The following is a 20,170-nucleotide window of genomic DNA, read 5'->3' as shown; positions in this document are numbered from 1 at the left end:
TTGAGGTGGCGTTTTCTGCATACATACAGATTATTTTTCTTAAATTAAGAAAGGAAGTACCAAATCGTGGATCAACCACTTACAATTAATCCTATCGTGAAAAACATGGCCCCAGATAAACTACTCGGCTTTCAAAAAGAAATTAGTCAAATTCCGGATGTGCTTAAATTAACCTTTGGGGAACCAGGTTTTAACGTAGCTGATTCCATTAAACAAGCGGCTATTAAAGCAATTGAAGCTAACCGCTCACACTATGCCGAAAGCCAAGGGGAGGCACCTTTAAGGCAGGCAGTGGTTGATTACTTTAATCAACGTTATCATCTTAATTATCAAAGCAGAGATCAAGTAATTATTACTTCCGGTGTAACTGAGGCTATCAATGTAATTTTTCAAACTCTTTTAGCTCCTGGGGATGGCTTGTTGGTACCAGAACCTGCTTATGGCCCTTATTTTTCATCGTTAGATTTAGCTCATGGGGTTTGTATCAGTGTTGATACGACGATCCATGAATTTAAATTAACGCCAGCACAAGTGGAAGCCGCTATTGAACATTCGGAAGTACCAGTCAAAGCAATTTTGCTAAATTATCCTAATAATCCAACTGGGATGACCTATAATCGGACCGAATTAGAAGCACTCGCGCAAGTATTTAAAAAGCATCATATCTGGGTTATCTCCGATGAAATATACTCTGAGTTAACTTATCAAGGACAACATGTTTCAATGGCGGAACTACTACCAGAGCAAACGATTTTGCTAAACGGCTTGTCAAAATCGCATGCTATGACTGGTTATCGGGTGGGCTTTATCTTAGGTCCAGAAGATACAATTTCTGAAATGCAAAAGGTGCATGGTGCGCTAGCCTTTGCCATTCCAACCTTTATTCAAGATGCTGCACAGATGGCTATGGTTGAGGATGATGATCGAATCAACATGATGAAGGCAACATACCAAAAGCGTCGAGACTATATGGTTGAAATTTTAGAAGGACTTGGTTTTACAATCGCTAAACCAGCAGGAGCCTTTTATATCTTTGCCAAGCTACCAGTTGATTTGGGGACCGATGGCCATCAATTTGCTTTAAACATGGCACAAGTTGCTAAAGTAGCGGTGATTCCAGGCGAATGTTTTGGTGGTTTACCAAGTAGTCAAGCTTATATTCGTCTGTCCTATGCGGCTAGTGATGAAGATGTTAAGGCTGGTCTCACTAGAATTAGTCAGTATGTAACTGCATTACGAGTAAATGGGTGACACAATGGTTGATGGTATTTTAGTTGTAAATAAGCCGGTTGGCATGACTTCTTTTGATGTTGTTGCCCGCTTGAGACGCCATTTAGGTCAAAAAAAGATTGGCCATGCGGGGACACTTGATCCTAGTGTTGATGGTATTTTGGTCTTAGCTTTAGGCAAAGCGACTAAATTAATTGATGTTTTACAAAGTCGCCCAAAGACTTATCAGGGGGAGATTACCCTTGGTTTTCAAACCGAAACCGAGGATCGCGAGGGGACTATCATTAAAGAACAGGCATTAACCATTCCGTTGTCGGTTAATGACATTGATCAAGCGATTGCCCATTTTCACGGGCAAATTACTCAGGTTCCGCCACTCTATTCGGCGGTTAAAGTAGCTGGTCGTCGTTTATATGAATATGCTCGAGCCAATGAACCAGTAGAACGGCCTGCCCGTTCAGCTTATATTTATGATTTCAAACGAACGAGCCAACCAGAATTTGATGGTCGTTATCAAAGTTTTGATTTTCAAGCTCAAGTTTCTAAGGGAACCTACATTCGAACCTTAGCCAGTGATGTTGGAGAATTTCTTAATTTACCAGCAACCATGACGCGTTTGACTCGTATCAGCGGGAGTGGCTTTGATTTAAGTCAGGCAACTTCTTTGGACGGACTCTTAGCTTTATCAGTGGATCAGATTGTTGAGCGGATGGTGGTACCAATTAATCAAATTTTGGATTGGCCCATTAAGGAACTAGACCAGACCGAATGGTTCGCTGTTTCTAATGGACAAAAAATTTCAGATTGGCCAATTAATGAGAGTGGGTATCTTCAGTTATACTATCAAGGACAGCTTAAAGCTGTTTATCAATACAATTCAGAACAGGCGCTTTGGCGCTCACGGTATGTTTTTTCAAATCGGTGAACTATGTTAGCACAAGTAACGCATTTACATTTTCCGCTTAAAAATTTTAAGCCTCTGGCTCAAAAGACCGTCATTGCGATGGGCTTTTTTGATGGTGTTCATCGTGGACACCAGGCGGTGATTCAAACGGCAGCTAAGCTGGCGCAAGAAAGGCAGTTGCCTTTGGTGGTTTTAACCTACAATCCCTATCCTGGGGCTGTATTTCAAGAAATGGCTTTGCCACTTCGGTATTTAACGCCACTAACGCAAAAGGTTGCTTTACTAAGTCAATTAGGGGTTAAGCAGGTTTACTGCCTACAATTAACTTCTCATTTAGCTGTTCAAAGTCCACAAAATTTTGTGGATCAGGTCTTAATGCAACTTAATCCGGCCGTAGTTGTGGCTGGTTTTGATCATTTGTATGGTTTAGCTAGTGAACACGCTGATATGCAACATCTGGCAACTTATAGCAGGAATCGTTTTGAGGTTGCCGTTGTCCCAGCCCTAAATGATGTTGGCAAAGTTTCTTCAAGTCGAATTCGGCAAGCCTTATTAGAGGGTCGAGTAGCTGATGCAGCGGCCGATTTAGGACGCTATCATCAAACGAGTGGTTTGGTGGTGCATGGGGATGCTCGCGGAAGAACTTTAGGCTATCCGACGGTTAATATCGCAACACCAGAAGCTGAATGGTTACCAACTATTGGGGTATATGCGGTCAAAATTCAAATTAATGAACAATGGTATCAGGGGATGGCTAGTATCGGCCGTAATATAACTTTTGAAGCGGAACGGCCGATTACGGTCGAAATTAATATTTTTGATTTTAATGATCAAGTTTATGGTGAGTTAGTTCAAATTGAATGGATTGCCTACCTACGCGGTGAAGAAAAATTTGTCAGCGCTGATGCTTTGATCAAGCAACTCCACCAAGACAAAGCCCAGGCGCAAGCCCTTTTAAAAGCAGTTAACGATTAAGCCGTTAACTGCTTTTTAGCACTTAAAAAAAAGAGTGCTAAAAATGTTGCAAAATAAAAAAGATTCAGTATAATATAGTTATTGGCAGTCGAATAATATGAGTGCTAAACCGAAAGGTGGGAAGTTAATGTTAACTGAACGACAAAAGTTGATTTTAGGAGCAATTGTTTATCAGTATACGCAAACGGCCCATGCTGTCGGATCAAAAAAGTTACAAGAACAACTTAATATTAAAGTTAGTCCAGCCACTATTCGTAATGAGATGGCGGTTCTAGAAGAAGCCGATTTGATTCGTAAGTTACATACTTCTGCTGGTCGAGTACCTTCAGTTGCTGGTTACCGTTATTATCTTGATCATTTAATGATTAGTCGGTCGGTTAGTCAAAGTGACATTGAACTACTATTAACCAGTTTGAGTGGTAATTTTCATGAAATTGATGACTTCCTAGATGAAACGGCGAAGCGCTTGTCGGAGTTAACCAACTGTACGGCTTTGATTTTAAAACCACCTTATGTGGATTTGAAAATTTCTAGTTTTCAATTGATTCCACTGGAGGGACGGCAATTAATTACCGTCCTGGTGACTAACTACGGTAAAGTAACGAGTCAGACTTTCAAGTTACCGCAAGGTCTTCATGCTGATTCGCTAACCAATATGGTTACTTATATTAACGCCCAAATGGTTGGCCGACCGGTTAAAGAAGTGCTGACGATGATGAATTCCGGTGAGTTACCAATTCAGTTAACTCGTGAAATTCAAAGTCCAGCCGCTTTCTTACAATTGTTTGGTGAGGTTTTAGCTCAATCTATTGAAGAACATGTTCATGTTGGTGGGCGGTTAAATGTTTTGGAACTGACTGAAAATCATTTTGACGATTTGACTAAGGCTCGTCGATTGCTGGAATTGTTAGATTCACCGCAGGCCTTGCGACATTTAGCTCGGTTATCTGGTTCTGGTATTTCAATTAAAGTTGGTAGTGAGATTGGTGAAGACTTATTAGATTCATATAGCGTCTTAAGTCGACATTTTTCAATTGGTCAGCAGGATCAGGGTCTAATAATTTTGGTTGGACCGGTTCGCATGCCTTATGCCCAAAATGCTTTAATTTTAAATATATTTGGTCAAGCTTTAACACAAAAGATGTTAGATTACGTATAACAAATTCAGGAGGACGTTCCAGTGGCAAAAGAGGACAAAGAACAAGTTCAAACCGATCAAGCATTAAAACAAGATCAGGATAATGGTCAAACAGCGGAGACTGAGCAGGTTGTAGAGACTGCCCAAACTGCTAATCAAGATCAGGTTGCAATTGAAGCTGATGATCAAATCGCCCAGTTAGAAAAACAAGTGGGGGATTTAGAAGATCAATTGTTACGCAGTCAAGCTGAAGTGCAAAATATTCAACAGCGTAATGCCCGTGAAATTTCAAATATACGTAAGTATGACGGACAACGCTTAGCAACAGCGGTTTTGCCAGTAGTGGACAATTTAGAACGAGCTTTAGCGGTTGAAGATGCTGAAGATGAAATCGCCCTTCAAATCAAAAAAGGGGTTGAAATGACCCTCAAGACATTGCGTCAAGCCCTAGTTGATAACGGCATTACTGAAACAGGTAAGGTTGGCGAAGAGTTTGATCCTAACACCATGCAAGGAATTCAAAACGTGAGTGCTGATGAAGTCGATGATGTTGAAGCTGATCAAGTAGCTCGAGTTTTGCAAAAGGGTTACTTATTGCATGACCGCGTTATCCGTCCAGCCATGGTAGTTGTGGCAACAAAGTAATGAACTTGGTGAATCAGCCCAATGAGGCACCACACCTTAAAAAGCTAATGAATGTTTAAATTTTATAAGAAAAGGAAGTTGTAATTTTATGTCCAAGATTATTGGTATTGATTTAGGAACAACAAATTCTGCAGTTGCTGTCTTAGAAGGTGGTAAGCCTAAGATTATTACTAACCCTGATGGTGGCCGTACAACCCCTTCAGTCGTTTCATTTAAGAACGGCGAAATTCAAGTTGGTGATGTCGCTAAGCGTCAAGCCATTACTAATCCAGATACTGTTAGCTCAATTAAGTCTCACATGGGGGAGGCTGGTTATAAGGTTAAGGCTAACGATAAAGAATACACACCACAAGAAATTTCAGCAATGATTTTGCAGTACATCAAGGGTTATGCTGAAGATTACTTGGGTGAAACTGTTGATAAGGCCGTTATTACCGTACCTGCCTACTTTAACGATGCCCAACGTCAAGCAACTAAGGATGCTGGTAAGATTGCTGGTTTGGAAGTTGAGCGTATTATTAACGAACCAACAGCCGCATCATTGGCCTACGGTCTTGATAAGTTAGATCGTGATGAAAAGATTTTGGTTTATGACTTGGGTGGTGGAACTTTTGATGTTTCTGTCCTTGAGTTAGGTGACGGTGTCTTTGAAGTTTTGTCAACTAATGGAGATACCCATCTTGGTGGTGATAACTTTGATAATAAGGTTATTGATTACTTGGCTGAGCAATTTAAGGCTGATAACGGTATTGACTTGCGTGATGACAAGTTGGCCTTGCAACGTTTGAAGGATGCTGCTGAAACAGCTAAGAAGACTTTGTCTTCTGCAAACGAAGCTCAAATTGATTTACCATTTATTGCTTCTGGTAGTGAAGGTCCATTGCATTTGCAAACAACTTTGACCCGTGCTAAGTTCAACGAATTGACTGCCGATTTGGTTAAGAAGGCTGAGCAGCCAGTGTTGAATGCCTTGAAGGATGCTGGCCTATCATTCTCTGATATTGATGAAGTAATTTTAAACGGTGGTTCAACTCGTATTCCTGCTGTACAAGAATCTGTTAAAAAGTTAACTGGTAAAGAGCCTAACCACTCAATTAATCCTGATGAAGCGGTTGCCTTGGGTGCTGCGGTTCAAGGTGGTGTTATCTCTGGTGATGTTAAGGACGTTGTTTTGCTTGATGTTACACCATTGTCACTTGGTATTGAAACCATGGGTGGTGTCTTCACTAAGTTGATTGAACGTAACACTACGATTCCAACTTCTAAGTCACAGGTATTTTCAACTGCTGCTGATAATCAGCCAGCCGTTGATATCCATGTCTTGCAAGGTGAGCGTTCAATGGCCGCTGACAACAAGACTTTGGGTCGTTTCCAATTAGCAGATATTCCAGCTGCTCCACGTGGTGTTCCTCAAATCGAAGTTACCTTTGATATTGACCGGAACGGGATTGTGAACGTTTCAGCCAAAGATTTGGGTACTCAAAAGGAACAAAAGATTACAATTCAAGCTGCTGGTGGTTTGTCAGATGAAGAAATTGAAAAGATGATGAACGATGCTAAGGCCAACGAAGAAGCCGATGCTAAGAAAAAGGATGCAGTTGATACACGTAACAACGCTGACCAATTAATCTTCCAAACTGAAAAGACTTTGGAAGAAGTTGGGGACAAGCTTCCTGATGCTGATAAGAAGGCTACCCAAGATGCCTTGGAGGCTTTGAAGAAGGCTAAAGAAGATGCTCAAGCTGAGGATGCTGATTTGACAGATTTGAAGGCTAAGACTGAAGATTTGACTAAGGCTGCTAGTGAATTAGCTGCTAAGTTGTATCAACAGGCTGCTCCACAACAAGATGGTCAGACTCAGCCAAAGGATGACAATACTGTTGATGGCGACTTCGAAGAAGTTAAACCAGATGACAAGAATAAGAAGTAATAATTAGTAAAACAAACCGTCCAAAGGGGCGGTTTGTGTACATAGTTTAATAAGAAAAGGAGTATCCTGGTGAATAATACTGAATTTTATGAGCGTTTAGGTGTAGATAAAAATGCTAGTCAGGATGAAATAAAAAAAGCTTATCGTAAGCTATCTAAAAAATATCATCCAGATTTGAACCATGAACCTGGAGCTGAAGATAAGTATAAAGATATTCAGGAAGCTTTTGAAACTTTAGGAGATCCTCAAAAGCGTTCCCAGTATGATCAGTTTGGTGCTGCTGGTGCCCAGGGCGGTTTCGGCGGTCAAGGATTTGGCGGTTTCCAAGGCGGACAGGGTGGCTTTAGCGATTTTTCTGACTTGGGTGATATCTTTAGTCAAATGTTTGGTGGCGGCTTTGATCCCAATGCTCCTCGTAAAGGACGGGATTTACAGTACCGGATGCACTTAACCTTTGATGAAGCTATTTTTGGTACAGAGAAAACGATTAAATATAATCGTGAGGCCGATGGTCAAGGACAACAACATGAAGTTAAGGTAAAAGTCCCAGCCGGTGTTGAAACTGGTCAACAAATGCGTTTGAATGGTCAAGGAGAATCGGGTGTTAACGGCGGTCCTCAAGGTGATTTGTACGTTGTCTTCTCGGTCAGTGCCTCATCTGAAGGTTTCGAGCGTGATGGAGCTGACATCTATTTGCAACAAGATATTAGCTTTGTCAGTGCTGCCTTAGGTGACGAGATTGATGTTAAAACTGTTCAGGGGGATGTCAAGCTAAAAATTCCGGCTGGTACGCAAAATGGGCGGCGATTCCGCTTAGGTGGAAAGGGAGCTCCTCGCTTACATGGTAGCGGTCATGGGGATCAATTTGTGGTGGTTAATGTTGTAGTCCCAACTCGTCTAAATAAAGATCAGAAGAATGCCTTGGAAGAGTTTGCTAGTGTTTCAAATATTAAACGTAGTAAAAAGAAGTCAATTTTTGATTTATAAGCAAGTAAAAAAGCAATCCAGCTGGATTGCTTTTTTATTCAATATATTTAGTTTGATCGTCAACATGCCAAGGATCATTTCGATTGATATGATCATAGTATAAATGTCCGTGAAGATGATCAATTTCATGCTGAAAGACAATGGCTGGATAACCGCGCAGTTTAATGGTTTGACTTTGCCCCTCTTCGTCTTGGTAGCGAACGGTAATCCGATTGGAACGGGGAACAAAACCAGGAACATCTTCATCAACTGATAGACAACCCTCACCAACGTTTAAGGCTCCTCGTTGTACGGCTTCACTAACAATGACTGGATTGAAAATTACGCCTTTAAAGTAAGGTTCCTCGTCATTTTCTTGAGGGTTTTGTGCTGGAATTAAGATCGCTGCCATTTGAAGGGCATAACCAACCTGTGGGGCAGCAAGGCCAACTCCTGGACGGAGCCCATATTTTTCGTTGGCTTCATCATCCTGGGAAACTTCTAAATAGGTCATCATATCCTGGGCTAAGCGACGATTTTCGTCACTGAGGGGGAAGGGGACGGCCTGACTGATTTCCCGTAAAACGGGGTTACCGTCACGGGTTATTTTATCCATGGTAAAACGGACTTTCATACTGTTCTCCTTCAAGTAAAATCTTATCCTAGTATATCAAAACTTAGCTCTTTGCCAATGTTGATGTTTAAATATCCTTTTGGAGATGGAGAAAATAACGCTTGCTTGCTAGAATAGATATTGAGTAATTAAGACAGTTGAGTGGAGAATAAAAAATGACTTTTAGCTGGTTATTAGATAAATATCGGGGATCAATTCAGTTTAGTGACAAAGAAGTCCAGCTTTTGTCAACGGATGGATGGGATAAAGCTAGTCAACGCAAGGCGGCTCAGTACTTGTATCAGCAAAAGCTGACTTCACTAGAACAAATTGAAAAGCAAAAGGCTCACATGTGGCATCAAATTCATGCTATTGGTAGTGAATTTTACACGCAGATGTACCAAGCTAGTCAAAAAGAACCAGTTCAGCGCCTCCAAATGATTTTAGGCCAATTAGGAGCCAAAATTGATCAGTACCACTTTTTGCAAATACAGGGGGCTTATCACTTTGATGACCAACTGGCACCGCATGCCCTTTTTTTAGTGCTTTTATGTCAAGATATTCAACGGGTGTTTAAAGCACAGACCTTGGCCGAATATGCCCAGGGGGATGGAGAACTAGCGCTCTTAGCCCAGCAAATTCATCTCTTACGCTACTGGATTGATCGACAAAATATTCACTATATTCGGGGAAATTTTCCCGGTGAAAATGACTATCAAAAATTACTAAACTACCAAACTTATTATGGCTTATCCCTTGACTATCAAACCGATGCTACTTATCACAATCGTTATCAGGGTCGCTTCATTTACCCTAATAATTTTAAAGTTCAAGTAACAGCCAAAAGTAAACATGCTGAGTTTATTATTGATTTAGTTCGAGGGGACTTTGTCACCCAATGGGACGTTTTAAAACCGCTTGATAATGGCTTAATCGATAGTCAACCGAGTCATTATGGCCAATATGAACTTTCAATAATTGCCAATACAGAATCATTTAATTTTGGTCAAGTGCATCATAAAAGTCATTGGCGTTTGGACATTGAACATCCGGCAGATGCACAATTACGTCAAAAAGCCACCCAGCAATGGCCTTACGAACCGGATGTGTTTGATAAACAGCACCCGGGACAGTATGTGGATATTGTTAAAAAAGGTGGTTCTCACGACGTTTATGCATGGCAGGAGATACCCTTAGCCCAGCGACAGGAAGCTTATCAAAACTATTTAGCCAATTATCAAAATAGTCGGCGGAGAGCTCTTGGTTTTGCTAAATTTGCAGAACAACAAAAAATTGCAGCCACTAAGGCTAAGACGGCTGAAACGAAGGAGGAGCTTGATGAATAATTACCAACTACCGATTGATGGCAATTGGAATACTGCCGATATTATTGCAGTGTCGACTTTGGTTGATGATGTGCTCATGGCTTATGAAGAAGGGATCGACTGTCAGAAATTATTGGCTGATTATCAAGCCTTTTGCCAAGTGATGCCAGCTAAAAGTGAACAAAAAACTTTTGATCGTGATTTAGCACAACAAACCGGCTACAGTATTTATCAAACGATTAAACAAGCCCAACAAGCTACCCGAAAGCAATTACGCTTATGACAGACAGTCAGCTCAAAGAATTAAATGATATTGATCAAATGGTGTGCCAATGGTTAGAAGAGCTGATGCATCAAGCTCGGGAACTGGTTCAAAGCCATGTGGATGTCCAAAATAAGGATGGGAATGCTCGTAATTTAGTAACCAATGTTGATCGGGAAAATGAGTGTTGGCTTGATCAAAAGATTCGAACTTTTAACCCACACGCTAAGATTATTAGTGAAGAGGGCTTTGGTGATCATCTGGTGGATATGGATGGGGATGTCTGGTTTGTCGATCCAATTGATGGCACAATGAATTTTGTTCATGAACATACAGACTTTGCCATCATGGTCGCCTTATATAGGGATGGAAAACCATTGTTAGGGTGGATTGCCGATGTTATGGGAAATGATATTCATCATGGGGGACCAGCCATTGGTGTTCAAATAAATCAGCAAAAAGTCCCAGCCACTCCTGATGTAGTGTTATCGCAGAGTATTCTGATGCTCAGTGGACGCTGCCTAGTTGCCGGTGATTATGGGTATAAAACTTTAGCACAAAAAGCCTTAGCCTTTCGGGTGATTGGTTCAGCTGGCATTGCCTTTTCATATTTATTGAAGGGACAAGTTAACGGTTACGTTTCAAAATTGATGCCTTGGGATGTCGCTGCTGGTCGAGTTTTAGCGGAAAGCTTGGGATTTATCGTTACTAATCTTGACGGACAAGCGCTGAATATGCTATCATCAAACACAGTATTAGTTGCTACTTACAGCACACATCATGAAATTGTAACGATGTTGAAGGGCTAGGGAATCCGCTTTCCCTAGCTTTTAATGTGAGTAGTATCAACATTAAAGGAGCACTAGGAAATTGGCAAAACTTCGCGAAGATATTCGTAATATCGCTATTATTGCCCACGTCGACCATGGAAAGACGACGTTGGTTAATGAAATGTTAAAGCAATCAGATACATTGGATGCCCGTAAGGAAGAGGCCCTTGGGGATCGTGTTATGGATACCAATGATATCGAAAAAGAACGTGGTATTACGATTCTTTCAAAGAATACTGCTGTTCGAGTTGGTGATAAGCAAATCAACATCTTGGATACTCCTGGTCACGCCGATTTTGGTGGAGAAGTTGAGCGTATCATGGGGATGGTTGATGGTGTTTTGTTGGTTGTCGATGCCTTTGAAGGAACCATGCCACAGACTCGTTTTGTTTTGAAAAAGGCCTTTGAGCAACACTTGACACCGATCGTAATCGTTAACAAGGTTGATCGTCCTGGTGCCCGTCCTCAAGAAGTTGTCGATGAAGTTTTAGACTTGTTTATCGAATTGGGTGCTGATGATGACGATTTGGACTTCCCAGTTATCTTTGCTTCAGCTATGAACGGAACTAGCTCTTACGATCCTGATGTAGCGACGCAAGAACACACAATGAAGCCAATCTTTGACACAGTCTTTAAGACAGTGCCAGCTCCAGTTGATAATTCTGATGAGCCTTTGCAGTTCCAGGTTGCCATGTTGGACTATAACGACTTCGTTGGTCGTATTGGAATTGGTCGTGTTAAGCGCGGAACAATCAAGGTGGGAGACAACGTTGAAGTTTTGAAGCTCGATGGTTCTACGCAAAGTTTCCGTGTTACTAAGTTAGCTGGTTTCATTGGTTTGGAACAAGTTGATATCAAAGAAGCTAAGGCTGGAGATTTGATTGCGGTTTCAGGAATGGAAGACATTTCCGTTGGTGAAACGGTTGCTGATCCACAGCATCCAGAAGCTCTACCATTGCTTCGGATTGATGAGCCGACTTTGCAAATGACTTTCCGTCAAAACGACAGTCCCTTTGCTGGGCGTGAAGGTAAGTTTGTAACTGCTCGTCAAATTGATGATCGTTTGCGTCGTGAATTGCATACCGATGTTTCTTTGCGTGTCGAAGATACTGGTCAGGCTGGTGCTTGGTTGGTTTCTGGGCGTGGTGAATTGCACCTTTCAATCTTGATCGAAACAATGCGGCGTGAAGGCTTTGAATTGCAAGCTTCTCGTCCACAGGTTATCTTCCGTGATATCGATGGTGAAACTTGCGAACCTTATGAATCAATTCAAATTGATACTCCTGATGAATATGCTTCGGCTGTTATCGATTCTTTGAACCAGCGTAAGGGTGAAATGCAAAACATGGAATCAGTTGGTAACGGCCAGACACGTTTGATGTATATGGCACCTTCACGTGGTTTGATTGGTTATTCAACTGAGTTTATGACTGCAACTCATGGCTATGGTATTTACAACCATACCTATGCTGAATACCGTCCAATGGTTCGTAATTGGGAACCTGGTCGTCGTAATGGGGCTTTGGTTTCAATTACACAGGGTCAGACTACTAACTATGCCATCATGGGTGTTGAAGACCGTGGACAAATGTTCATTCCAGCCGGAGTGGATGTTTATGAAGGTATGATTGTTGGTATGAATGCTCGTGATAACGATATTTCAGTTAACGTTACTAAGGCTAAGCCACAGTCTAACGTTCGTTCTTCTAACAAGGATCAAACTGCTTCAATTAAGACACCACGTACTATGAATTTGGAAGCGTCTTTGGAATTCTTGAACGATGATGAGTATGTTGAAGTAACTCCAGAAAACGTTCGTATCCGTAAGGCTATTTTAAACACTGCTGAGCGTGAAAAGGCTGCTAAGCGTCGTAAGGCATCATCTAACTAATTTTATAATGGGTAGGTAGTTCTCTACCCCTTGTGGAGCTATGGCACAATCTGGTACTGCAGCGGACTCGAAATCCGTCGAGCCGTCGTATGGCGGTGTGCGGGTTCAAATCCCGCTAGCTCCTTTTTAATCAAAATCTGGCTTGACAGTTGCCGGCCTTCTAGTTATGATGTAACCATAATAAAACCGATGATAAGGATAAGGTTGCGTTTTGACAGTTAGAAACCTCATGGTTGATGAGAATGGGGCAACGGCGTAGTTTTGACACCTTTGAGGTACATCATTAAATTGATCGTGAGTTGCGCGTTAAGCAACTTGAGAGTGTTGTCTAACACTGAATTTAAGGTGGTACCGTGCAAAAGCACCCTTAACGACTGAGTCGTTGGGGTGCTTTTTATTTGGTTAATTAATGATAAAGCGGAGGGTACGATTAACGTACAAGTAATTTATGGCAAAAAAAACTTTTCAACGTCCTAAAGGAACAGCCGATATTCTGCCAGATCAGGTGTATCAATGGCAGAAGATTGAGGCCGTAGCTCGGACATTATTTGATCGTTATGGTTTTGGTGAGATTCGTACACCAATTTTTGAAAATTTTGAGGTTTTTGCTCGTTCGGCTGGTGATACTTCGGATGTCGTTACCAAGGAAATGTATGATTTTGATGACAAGGGTGATCGACACATGGCTTTACGGCCAGAGGGTACTGCCGGAGTAGTACGGGCTTATTGTGAAAATAAGTTATATGGACCGGAGCATGAAAAGCCTTACAAAGTGTTTTACATGGGGCCAATGTTTCGCTATGAGCGTCCTCAAGCAGGGCGTTTTCGTCAATTCCATCAAATTGGGGCGGAGGCCTTTGGTTCTAACTCGCCTGCTTTAGATGTTGAAATGATTGCCATGGTGGTTGATTATCTAAAAAATCTTGGATTAAAAAACCTAACGGTAGCGATTAATTCACTTGGTGATGCTCAGTCCCGTGCTCAATATCGCCAAGCTTTAATTGACTACTTAAAGCCCCACTTTGATGAACTTTCCAGCGATTCACAAATTCGCTTGGAAAAAAATCCTTTACGAGTATTAGATTCTAAGGCTCCGCAAGATCAAGCCATCGTGGCGCAGGCGCCTTCTATTTTAGATTTTCTTTCATCATCGTCAGCTGAGCACTGGCAAGCCGTGCAAATCTTGCTTGATCAATTAAATGTTAGTTATGAAATTGATAGCAGTATGGTGCGTGGTCTAGATTATTATAATGACACTATTTTTGAAATCATGACCAACGATGAAAGCCTCAGCGGGGCAGCAACAATTGCTGGGGGAGGTCGTTATTCCGGTTTGGTGGAAGAATTTGGTGGCCCAGCGACGCCCGGGGTTGGTTTTGCAATTGGAGTTGAACGCCTCTTAAGCTTGTTAGCTGCTCAAGGACAGCTTCCAGCTTGCCAAACTGATGTTGACTTCTATATTGTAAATATTGGTGATGAAGCTCAGGTAGCCAGCCTAGCAGTCACCCAGCAGTTACGCTATTTGGGATATAAGGCTCAACGTGATTATCTAGATCGTTCAGCTAAGGCACAGTTTAAGAGTGCCAACCGGATTGGCGCCCGTTTTGTGATTACTATTGGTGCAAGTGAATTAGAAAAGGGCGTAGTCGCTTTAAAAAATATGGCAAGTGGGCAACAACACGAAATTAGTTTGAATGAACTGGCAGAAGCTGTACCAACAATTATGCAAGCTGCCAGTCAAGGAGAATGAAAATGGAACGGACAACATACGCTGGATTAGTAAACGAGAGTTATTTAGATCAGACAGTAACGCTGACTGGCTGGGTGCAAAAGCGCCGTAATTTTGGTGAATTGGTCTTTATTGATCTACGTGACCGAGAAGGAATCGTACAATTAACTTTTAATGCCAAGCATCCACAAGCCTTGGCAATTGCCCAAGAAGCTCGTAGTGAATACGTTTTAGCAGTTACCGGAAAAGTTGTTAAAAGGGCTGATGACCAAATCAATACCAAACTGGCTTCCGGCCAAATTGAAATTGAAGTTCAAGAAGCCGAAATTTTAGCTAGCTCTAAGACACCACCTTTTTATATTGAAGATGGCGTTAATGCCAATGAAGAATTAAAGTTGCAGTATCGTTATCTGGATTTGCGTCGGCCAGAAATGCAAAAGAACTTACGTATTCGTTCAAAGCTGATGGCTAGTGCTATGCGCTTTATGGATGAAAATGACTTTATTAATATTGAAACTCCTTATCTAGCTAAGTCTACGCCAGAAGGAGCTCGTGATTATTTGGTACCTTCACGAGTATTTCCGGGATCGTTTTATGCTTTGCCTCAGTCGCCACAACTTTTTAAGCAATTATTGATGGGTGCTGGCTTTGATCGCTACTTCCAAATTGCCCGTTGTTTCCGTGATGAAGATTTACGTGGCGATCGTCAACCCGAATTTACCCAGTTGGACTTAGAAACTAGTTTTATGTCAGCTAAACAAATTCAAAGTTTGGTTAATCAATGGATTAAACAAATCATGAAGGACGTAGTTGATTTTGATCTTGACATTGACCATATTCAAACTTTGACATGGCAAGAGTCAATGGACCGTTTTGGAACTGACAAGCCTGATTTACGAATTGCCTACGAAATTAAAGATCTTAGCAGCATGATGGCTGATGTTGATTTCGGTGTCTTTGCGCAAACAATTCAAAAGGGCGGTGTAGTGAAGGCGTTGGCTGTTCCAGGTGGTGCCGAACACTATTCAAGAAAAGATATTGATAAACTTACTAAGTATATCGAACGTTTTGGTGCGAAAGGTTTGGCCTGGTTGAAAGTAACTGATGACGGCCTTAATGGACCAATTGCCAAGTTCTTTAATGATGAACAGGTCCAAGAAATTGTAACTTTGAGTGGTTCTCAAACTGGGGACTTGATTCTCTTTGGGGCCGGCCGTCAAGATATCGTAGCTGCTTCATTAGACTACTTACGGCGTCAAACAGCTGCAGATTTGAACTTGGTTGAAGCTGATCGTCCTTGGCGTTTTGCTTGGATTGTTGATTGGCCATTATTTGAATATTCAGAAGATTTCGGCCGCTGGATTGCTGCTCACCATCCCTTTACGATGCCTAACGAAGAAGATTTGCACTATTTGGATGAGGGAGAAGACCCACACCAAGCTCATGCGCAAAGTTATGATTTGGTTCTGAATGGTTACGAATTAGGTTCTGGTTCGATTCGTATTCACCGGATGGATATTCAAGAAAAAATGCTTAAAGCCCTCGGATTTACCCCTGAAAAGGCTCAAGAGGCGTTTGGTTTCTTGCTCGAAGGAATGGAGTATGGTTTCCCACCAATGGGTGGAATTGCCTTAGGTTTAGATCGTCTGGCAATGTTGTTGGCTGGTCAGGATAACATTCGAGAGGTTATTGCCTTTCCAAAGAACTCGCGTGCCACTGAGCCAATGACTCAAGCACCTACACCAGTTGACTTTAAACAATTAACAGAACTAGGACTTGAAGTTGAACCAACTGAAAATCCAAAAGATGAAGAGTAATCCCAACTAATCATTAGCTTGGTAGAATGGGATAGAAATTTATGATTACGAAATATTTACGGAATTCATTAAAGCACTTTTATTTACGGCAAATTGCTGGGGCGATTTTTTATGCGGTTGTTTTAGCGGTAGCGATGAACTATTTTTGGCTGCCTGGGCACGTCTATTCGTCTGGTTTTACCGGATTTGCCCAGTTATTGTCGACTTTATCCAATAATCAAATTCCAATTGCTTGGGCATTAGCCTTGACTAACTTACCGCTTTTGGTGTTGGCTTGGATTCAACTATCACGTCGATTTGCAATTTTTACCACTGGGGCCGTTTTACTTAGTGCCCTCTTAGTACCACTATTTTCCACCAACACTGTTTTAACACCGGATCCTTTGATAAATGCTATTTTTGGAGGAGCCTTAAATGGTATGGCGGTGGGAACGGCACTCCGCTGTGGTGTTGGTACGGGTGGACTTGATATTATTGGTATGATTGTCAAGCGGCATTTAGGTTATAAAATTGGTTCGGTTAATTTGGCTTTCAATGCTGTCATTATGGTTGGTGCCGGTTTAACTTACGGTTGGAAGTACGCCCTATATTCCATCATTGGGGTCTTTATTAGTGCCCAGTTAATTGACTTTTTCTTCACTCGTCAACAGCAAATGCAAGAAATGATTGTAACGACAAAACCTCAAGAAATGGTCGAGGCTATTCAGTGTAAAATGCGGCATGGGGTAACCATTGTTGACAACGCGCAGGGGGGTTATACTGGTCAGGAACGAGCGATTTTATTTACAGTTGTGACCCAGTATGAGTTGCCTGAATTACGAGAAGCCATCCAAGCGGTTGATCCACAAGCTTTCTACAGTGGTTGGAAGGTTGAGTCGACTGGTGGTCTCTTCCACGTACCGGAAGCCTAGTGACTTTTTAGTTGACTAATAGTCTTTTATTTGAGATAATAGACTACGTTATATTGCATGTCGTGTTAGCGAAATACAGTGCTGGAAGGGAGGGATCGACATGGCCAAGGTTATTGTTCGTAAGAATGAATCTTTGGATGATGCATTGCGTCGTTTTAAGCGTGGTGTTTCAAAAGACGGAACTCTCCAAGAATACCGTAAGCGTGAATTTTACATTAAGCCTTCTGTAGAGCGTAAGTTAAAGTCAGAAGCTGCTCGTAAGCGCAACAAAAAGAAGAAGAATCGTTAATTCGATTAAAAACGTCACGTTGGTGGCGTTTTTTCTTTAGCAGTCGTGGTAGACTGAGTATATAAATATCGGAAAGTGAGCAATGTATGTCTCTTTTAAACCAGTTACAAAATGATATGAAAGTTGCCATGAAGGCCCAAGAAAAAGACCTTCTTTCAGTAATCCGCCAGTTAAAGTCGGCGGTGATGAATGAAAAGATTCAACTAAAAAAAGATGACCTCAATCGCGATGAAGAGTTGGCAGTGATTGCTCGAGAAGTTAAGCAACGTAAGGATTCACTGCAAGAATTTATTGATGGACAACGCCAAGACTTAGCTGACAAGACCCAAAAAGAACTTGACTTGCTTAGTCGCTACATGCCAAAACAGTTAGATGATGATGAAATTACCGAAGTTGTGCAAGTGGCCATCAAACAAAGTGGTGCTACTGGTCCTAGTGACATGGGGAAGGTAATGGGTATTGTTTCTGGTCAAGTTAAGGGCCGTGCCGATGGGAAAGTAGTGGCCAATCGGGTTAAAACACTGTTAGCAGAGCTCGCCAAGTAAGTTTTTGAACTAGTTGAAGGAATAAAGGAAATTTTGCATGACGCCAATTATTGGAAGTACGATCAAGGCGCAAGTTACGGATCAAAATGATGAGTATTTTTTCGCTCAAGTAGATGGATTAACTTATCAAATTGAAAAAGTGGAGTTACAAAAACCGTTGAAATTAGGCGGTTGGGTGACTGGCTTTGCTTATCGTAACCAAAATCACCAATTACAAATTAGTAAGACAATCCCAGCGGTTCAAAAGGATCAGTATGCTTGGGGCACAGTGGTTGCCAACCGTCATGATTTGGGTGTTTTCGTGGATATTGGATTACCAAACAAAGATATTGTGGTTTCTTTGGATGATTTACCCACAATCAAGACCTTATGGCCCCAAAAGGGTGATCGGCTGTTATTATCCTTAAAAGAAGATCATAAGGGTCTTTTATGGGGTGAAATTGCCCAAGCCGATATTGTCCAGTCCGTTGCACGACGGGCCAATTCACAAGTCAAGGAAAATCATAAAACCAAGGCCACTGTGTATCGAAATAAGATGGCCGGTACCTTGGTTATTACGCCCGAATGCTATTTAGGTTTCATTCACCCATCACAGCGGGATAATGAACCTCGTTTAGGGGAACAGGTGGAAGCCCGCATTATCGGAGTTAACGAACAAGGTGTTTTAAATCTTTCGCTGAAACCCTTGGCTTATCAAGTGATGGATGAGGATGCTCGCTTTTTGCTATTGCAGTTGCAACGGAAGACTGATCATTTCTTACCTTTCAACGATAAGAGTGATCCGGATGCTATCCGAGCTCAGTTTGGCTTTAGTAAAGCACAATTCAAGCGGGCTCTGGGTCGTCTTTATAAGCAGGGATTAATTGAACAGGTTCCAGCAGGAACGAGGTTGGTGGTCAAGGATGGAAACCCTGAATGATCAAGTAGTGGATTATCTGCGCTACATTCAAATTGAACGGGGGTTGTCGGTCAATACAATTAAAAGTTACCGGCAGGACTTGCGGCAATTTTTAATTTATTTATCAACACAAAAAATCACTCCTCAGCAAATTGATTATTTGGTTATTTTAGATTGGTTAAACCATTTAAAAACAAAAGGGGCTTCTACTAGTAGTGTGGCACATATGGTTAGTACCTTGCGTAAATTTTTTGGCTACCTTCAGGCTGAAGATGTCCTAAGCCATAATCCGATGGACAAAGTTAAATCTCCTAAAAAAGCAGCTGCTTTACCGGCTGTTTTAACCATTGATGAGATTGATCAACTTTTTCAAGTCCCAGTGGTGACCACTCCGTTAGGTTTACGAAATCGAACCCTGCTAGAAGTGATGTATGCTAGTGGATTGCGGGTTAGTGAGTTGACCAATCTAAAAATGAGCGATTTACATCTGGATTTAGGATTGATTCAAACGCTAGGAAAGGGTGACAAGGAGCGGATTATCCCCATCGGTGACTTGGCTATGGATTGGTTAAAACAGTATTTTGTCAAGAGTCGCCCGCAACTATTAAAAAATGGCGAGAGCAATTACGTTTTTTTAAATGACCATGGTCGCCAACTGAGTCGTCAAGGTGTTTGGAAAATTATTAAAAAATTAGTATTATTAGCTGGTATTAATAAAGAAATTTCACCCCACACCCTCCGTCATTCTTTTGCAACACATTTATTGGAGAATGGCGCTGATTTGCGGATTGTTCAAGAACTACTAGGACATTCTGATATTTCGACGACTCAGATTTATACTCATATTTCAAAGAAACATTTAAGTCAGGTGTACGATGAATTTCACCCACGCGCCTAGGAGTTTTTATGCTGATTAAATCACGTCAAGATGATGAAAAAATGGTTATGGGCTTGTTTTCGCTGTTACCCGGCCTAAAGGAAATCGCGCATTTAAATGTCGAGCTAGCCGAATATCAAAAGCCCTCGCGGACTTTATATGTCTGGCAGGAAAATCCTCAAAGTCAGATTCAAGGCCTGTTGGGAGTTGAACAAATTAATCCCGAGTTACTTTTAGTTCGTCATATTATTTTGACCCCCGGTGTCCGTTCGCAAGAACATTACTTTCAAATGTTGGATAATTTACAGCGTTTAAATCAGGACAGCTTTATCATGGGCAGTTTGGCCACTCAAAAGCTAGTTCAACACTGGAGGCAAACGCCATCGTGAGCACGA

At 41.6% G+C, this 20,170-nt stretch carries 20 protein-coding genes and 1 tRNA gene; 20 read left to right on the top strand and 1 reads right to left on the bottom strand.

Features of this window, described 5'->3' with window-relative positions; all coding sequences use genetic code 11:
- Window positions 1–105 precede the first annotated feature (105 nt).
- The 7 genes from M4974_RS04895 (at window position 106) to M4974_RS04865 (ending at window position 7,809) form a co-directional block, all read left to right on the top strand.
- Complete coding sequence (locus M4974_RS04895) at window positions 106–1,251, top strand: aminotransferase class I/II-fold pyridoxal phosphate-dependent enzyme (protein WP_248706439.1); 1,146 nt, start codon at window positions 106–108, stop codon at window positions 1,249–1,251.
- Window positions 1,244–2,155: a tRNA pseudouridine(55) synthase TruB gene (truB, locus tag M4974_RS04890; protein ID WP_248706368.1), complete on the top strand. Its 912-nt coding sequence runs from the start codon at window positions 1,244–1,246 to the stop codon at window positions 2,153–2,155. The genes M4974_RS04895 and truB overlap by 8 nt, the downstream gene beginning before the upstream one ends.
- 3 nt (window positions 2,156–2,158) lie before the next feature.
- Complete coding sequence (gene ribF / locus M4974_RS04885) at window positions 2,159–3,109, top strand: riboflavin biosynthesis protein RibF (protein ID WP_248706369.1); 951 nt, start codon at window positions 2,159–2,161, stop codon at window positions 3,107–3,109.
- A 127-nt stretch (window positions 3,110–3,236) separates the two neighbouring features.
- On the top strand, window positions 3,237–4,268 hold the full coding sequence (gene hrcA, locus M4974_RS04880) for a heat-inducible transcriptional repressor HrcA (protein ID WP_248706370.1): 1,032 nt from the start codon (window positions 3,237–3,239) through the stop codon (window positions 4,266–4,268).
- Between the two features lie 21 nt (window positions 4,269–4,289).
- The gene (gene grpE, locus M4974_RS04875) at window positions 4,290–4,892 is read left to right on the top strand and encodes a nucleotide exchange factor GrpE (RefSeq protein WP_248706371.1); all 603 of its coding nucleotides are present in this window, start codon (window positions 4,290–4,292) and stop codon (window positions 4,890–4,892) included.
- 88 nt (window positions 4,893–4,980) lie between these two features.
- Window positions 4,981–6,822, top strand: coding sequence for a molecular chaperone DnaK (dnaK, locus tag M4974_RS04870; protein WP_248706372.1), 1,842 nt, complete (start codon window positions 4,981–4,983; stop codon window positions 6,820–6,822).
- 69 nt (window positions 6,823–6,891) lie between these two features.
- Entirely contained in the window at window positions 6,892–7,809 is a 918-nt protein-coding gene (locus M4974_RS04865) for a DnaJ C-terminal domain-containing protein (protein ID WP_248706373.1), read from the top strand.
- Window positions 7,810–7,843: 34 nt separating this feature from the next.
- On the opposite strand, the gene def is transcribed toward M4974_RS04865, so the two are convergent.
- Complete coding sequence (def, locus tag M4974_RS04860; protein ID WP_248706374.1) at window positions 7,844–8,422, bottom strand: peptide deformylase; 579 nt, start codon at window positions 8,420–8,422, stop codon at window positions 7,844–7,846.
- Window positions 8,423–8,577: 155 nt separating this feature from the next.
- Here def and M4974_RS04855 point away from each other — a divergent pair, with 155 nt between their 5' ends.
- The 13 genes from M4974_RS04855 to M4974_RS04795 all read left to right on the top strand — a co-directional run bounded on the left by M4974_RS04855 (window position 8,578) and on the right by M4974_RS04795 (window position 20,164).
- Window positions 8,578–9,747: a DUF3114 domain-containing protein gene (locus M4974_RS04855; protein WP_248706375.1), complete on the top strand. Its 1,170-nt coding sequence runs from the start codon at window positions 8,578–8,580 to the stop codon at window positions 9,745–9,747.
- Window positions 9,737–10,009 carry a UPF0223 family protein gene (locus M4974_RS04850; protein WP_248706376.1) on the top strand — a complete coding sequence of 91 codons (273 nt, stop codon included), beginning with the start codon at window positions 9,737–9,739 and terminating at the stop codon, window positions 10,007–10,009. The genes M4974_RS04855 and M4974_RS04850 overlap by 11 nt, the downstream gene beginning before the upstream one ends.
- A complete protein-coding gene (locus tag M4974_RS04845) occupies window positions 10,006–10,797 on the top strand; it encodes an inositol monophosphatase family protein (RefSeq protein WP_248706377.1) in 792 nt (263 codons plus the stop codon). The genes M4974_RS04850 and M4974_RS04845 overlap by 4 nt, the downstream gene beginning before the upstream one ends.
- 61 nt (window positions 10,798–10,858) lie before the next feature.
- Window positions 10,859–12,709, top strand: a complete 1,851-nt coding sequence (typA, locus tag M4974_RS04840) for a translational GTPase TypA (protein ID WP_248706378.1) — start codon at window positions 10,859–10,861, stop codon at window positions 12,707–12,709.
- A 34-nt stretch (window positions 12,710–12,743) separates the two neighbouring features.
- Window positions 12,744–12,833 (top strand) — tRNA-Ser (locus M4974_RS04835).
- Between the two features lie 324 nt (window positions 12,834–13,157).
- Window positions 13,158–14,459, top strand: coding sequence for a histidine--tRNA ligase (gene hisS / locus M4974_RS04830; protein WP_248706379.1), 1,302 nt, complete (start codon window positions 13,158–13,160; stop codon window positions 14,457–14,459).
- A 2-nt stretch (window positions 14,460–14,461) separates the two neighbouring features.
- Complete coding sequence (aspS, locus tag M4974_RS04825; RefSeq protein ID WP_248706380.1) at window positions 14,462–16,255, top strand: aspartate--tRNA ligase; 1,794 nt, start codon at window positions 14,462–14,464, stop codon at window positions 16,253–16,255.
- 41 nt (window positions 16,256–16,296) lie between these two features.
- The gene (locus M4974_RS04820; protein WP_371831395.1) at window positions 16,297–17,166 is read left to right on the top strand and encodes a YitT family protein; all 870 of its coding nucleotides are present in this window, start codon (window positions 16,297–16,299) and stop codon (window positions 17,164–17,166) included.
- 100 nt (window positions 17,167–17,266) lie between these two features.
- Entirely contained in the window at window positions 17,267–17,455 is a 189-nt protein-coding gene (gene rpsU, locus M4974_RS04815) for a 30S ribosomal protein S21 (RefSeq protein WP_089937802.1), read from the top strand.
- A gap of 86 nt (window positions 17,456–17,541) precedes the next feature.
- Entirely contained in the window at window positions 17,542–18,000 is a 459-nt protein-coding gene (locus M4974_RS04810) for a GatB/YqeY domain-containing protein (protein WP_248706381.1), read from the top strand.
- A 37-nt stretch (window positions 18,001–18,037) separates the two neighbouring features.
- Window positions 18,038–18,919, top strand: coding sequence for a CvfB family protein (locus M4974_RS04805; RefSeq protein WP_248706382.1), 882 nt, complete (start codon window positions 18,038–18,040; stop codon window positions 18,917–18,919).
- Window positions 18,903–19,796 carry a site-specific tyrosine recombinase XerD gene (gene xerD, locus M4974_RS04800; RefSeq protein WP_248706383.1) on the top strand — a complete coding sequence of 298 codons (894 nt, stop codon included), beginning with the start codon at window positions 18,903–18,905 and terminating at the stop codon, window positions 19,794–19,796. The genes M4974_RS04805 and xerD overlap by 17 nt, the downstream gene beginning before the upstream one ends.
- Window positions 19,797–19,804: 8 nt before the next feature.
- Window positions 19,805–20,164, top strand: coding sequence for a riboflavin biosynthesis protein RibT (locus tag M4974_RS04795; protein ID WP_248706384.1), 360 nt, complete (start codon window positions 19,805–19,807; stop codon window positions 20,162–20,164).
- The last annotated feature ends 6 nt before the right edge of the window (window positions 20,165–20,170 follow it).

Origin of the sequence: Convivina praedatoris, from assembly GCF_933208495.1 — a bacterium.
In the GTDB taxonomy this organism is placed as follows: Bacteria; Bacillota; Bacilli; order Lactobacillales; family Lactobacillaceae; genus Convivina; species Convivina praedatoris.
This window is presented reverse-complemented; position numbering and strand designations above follow the sequence as displayed.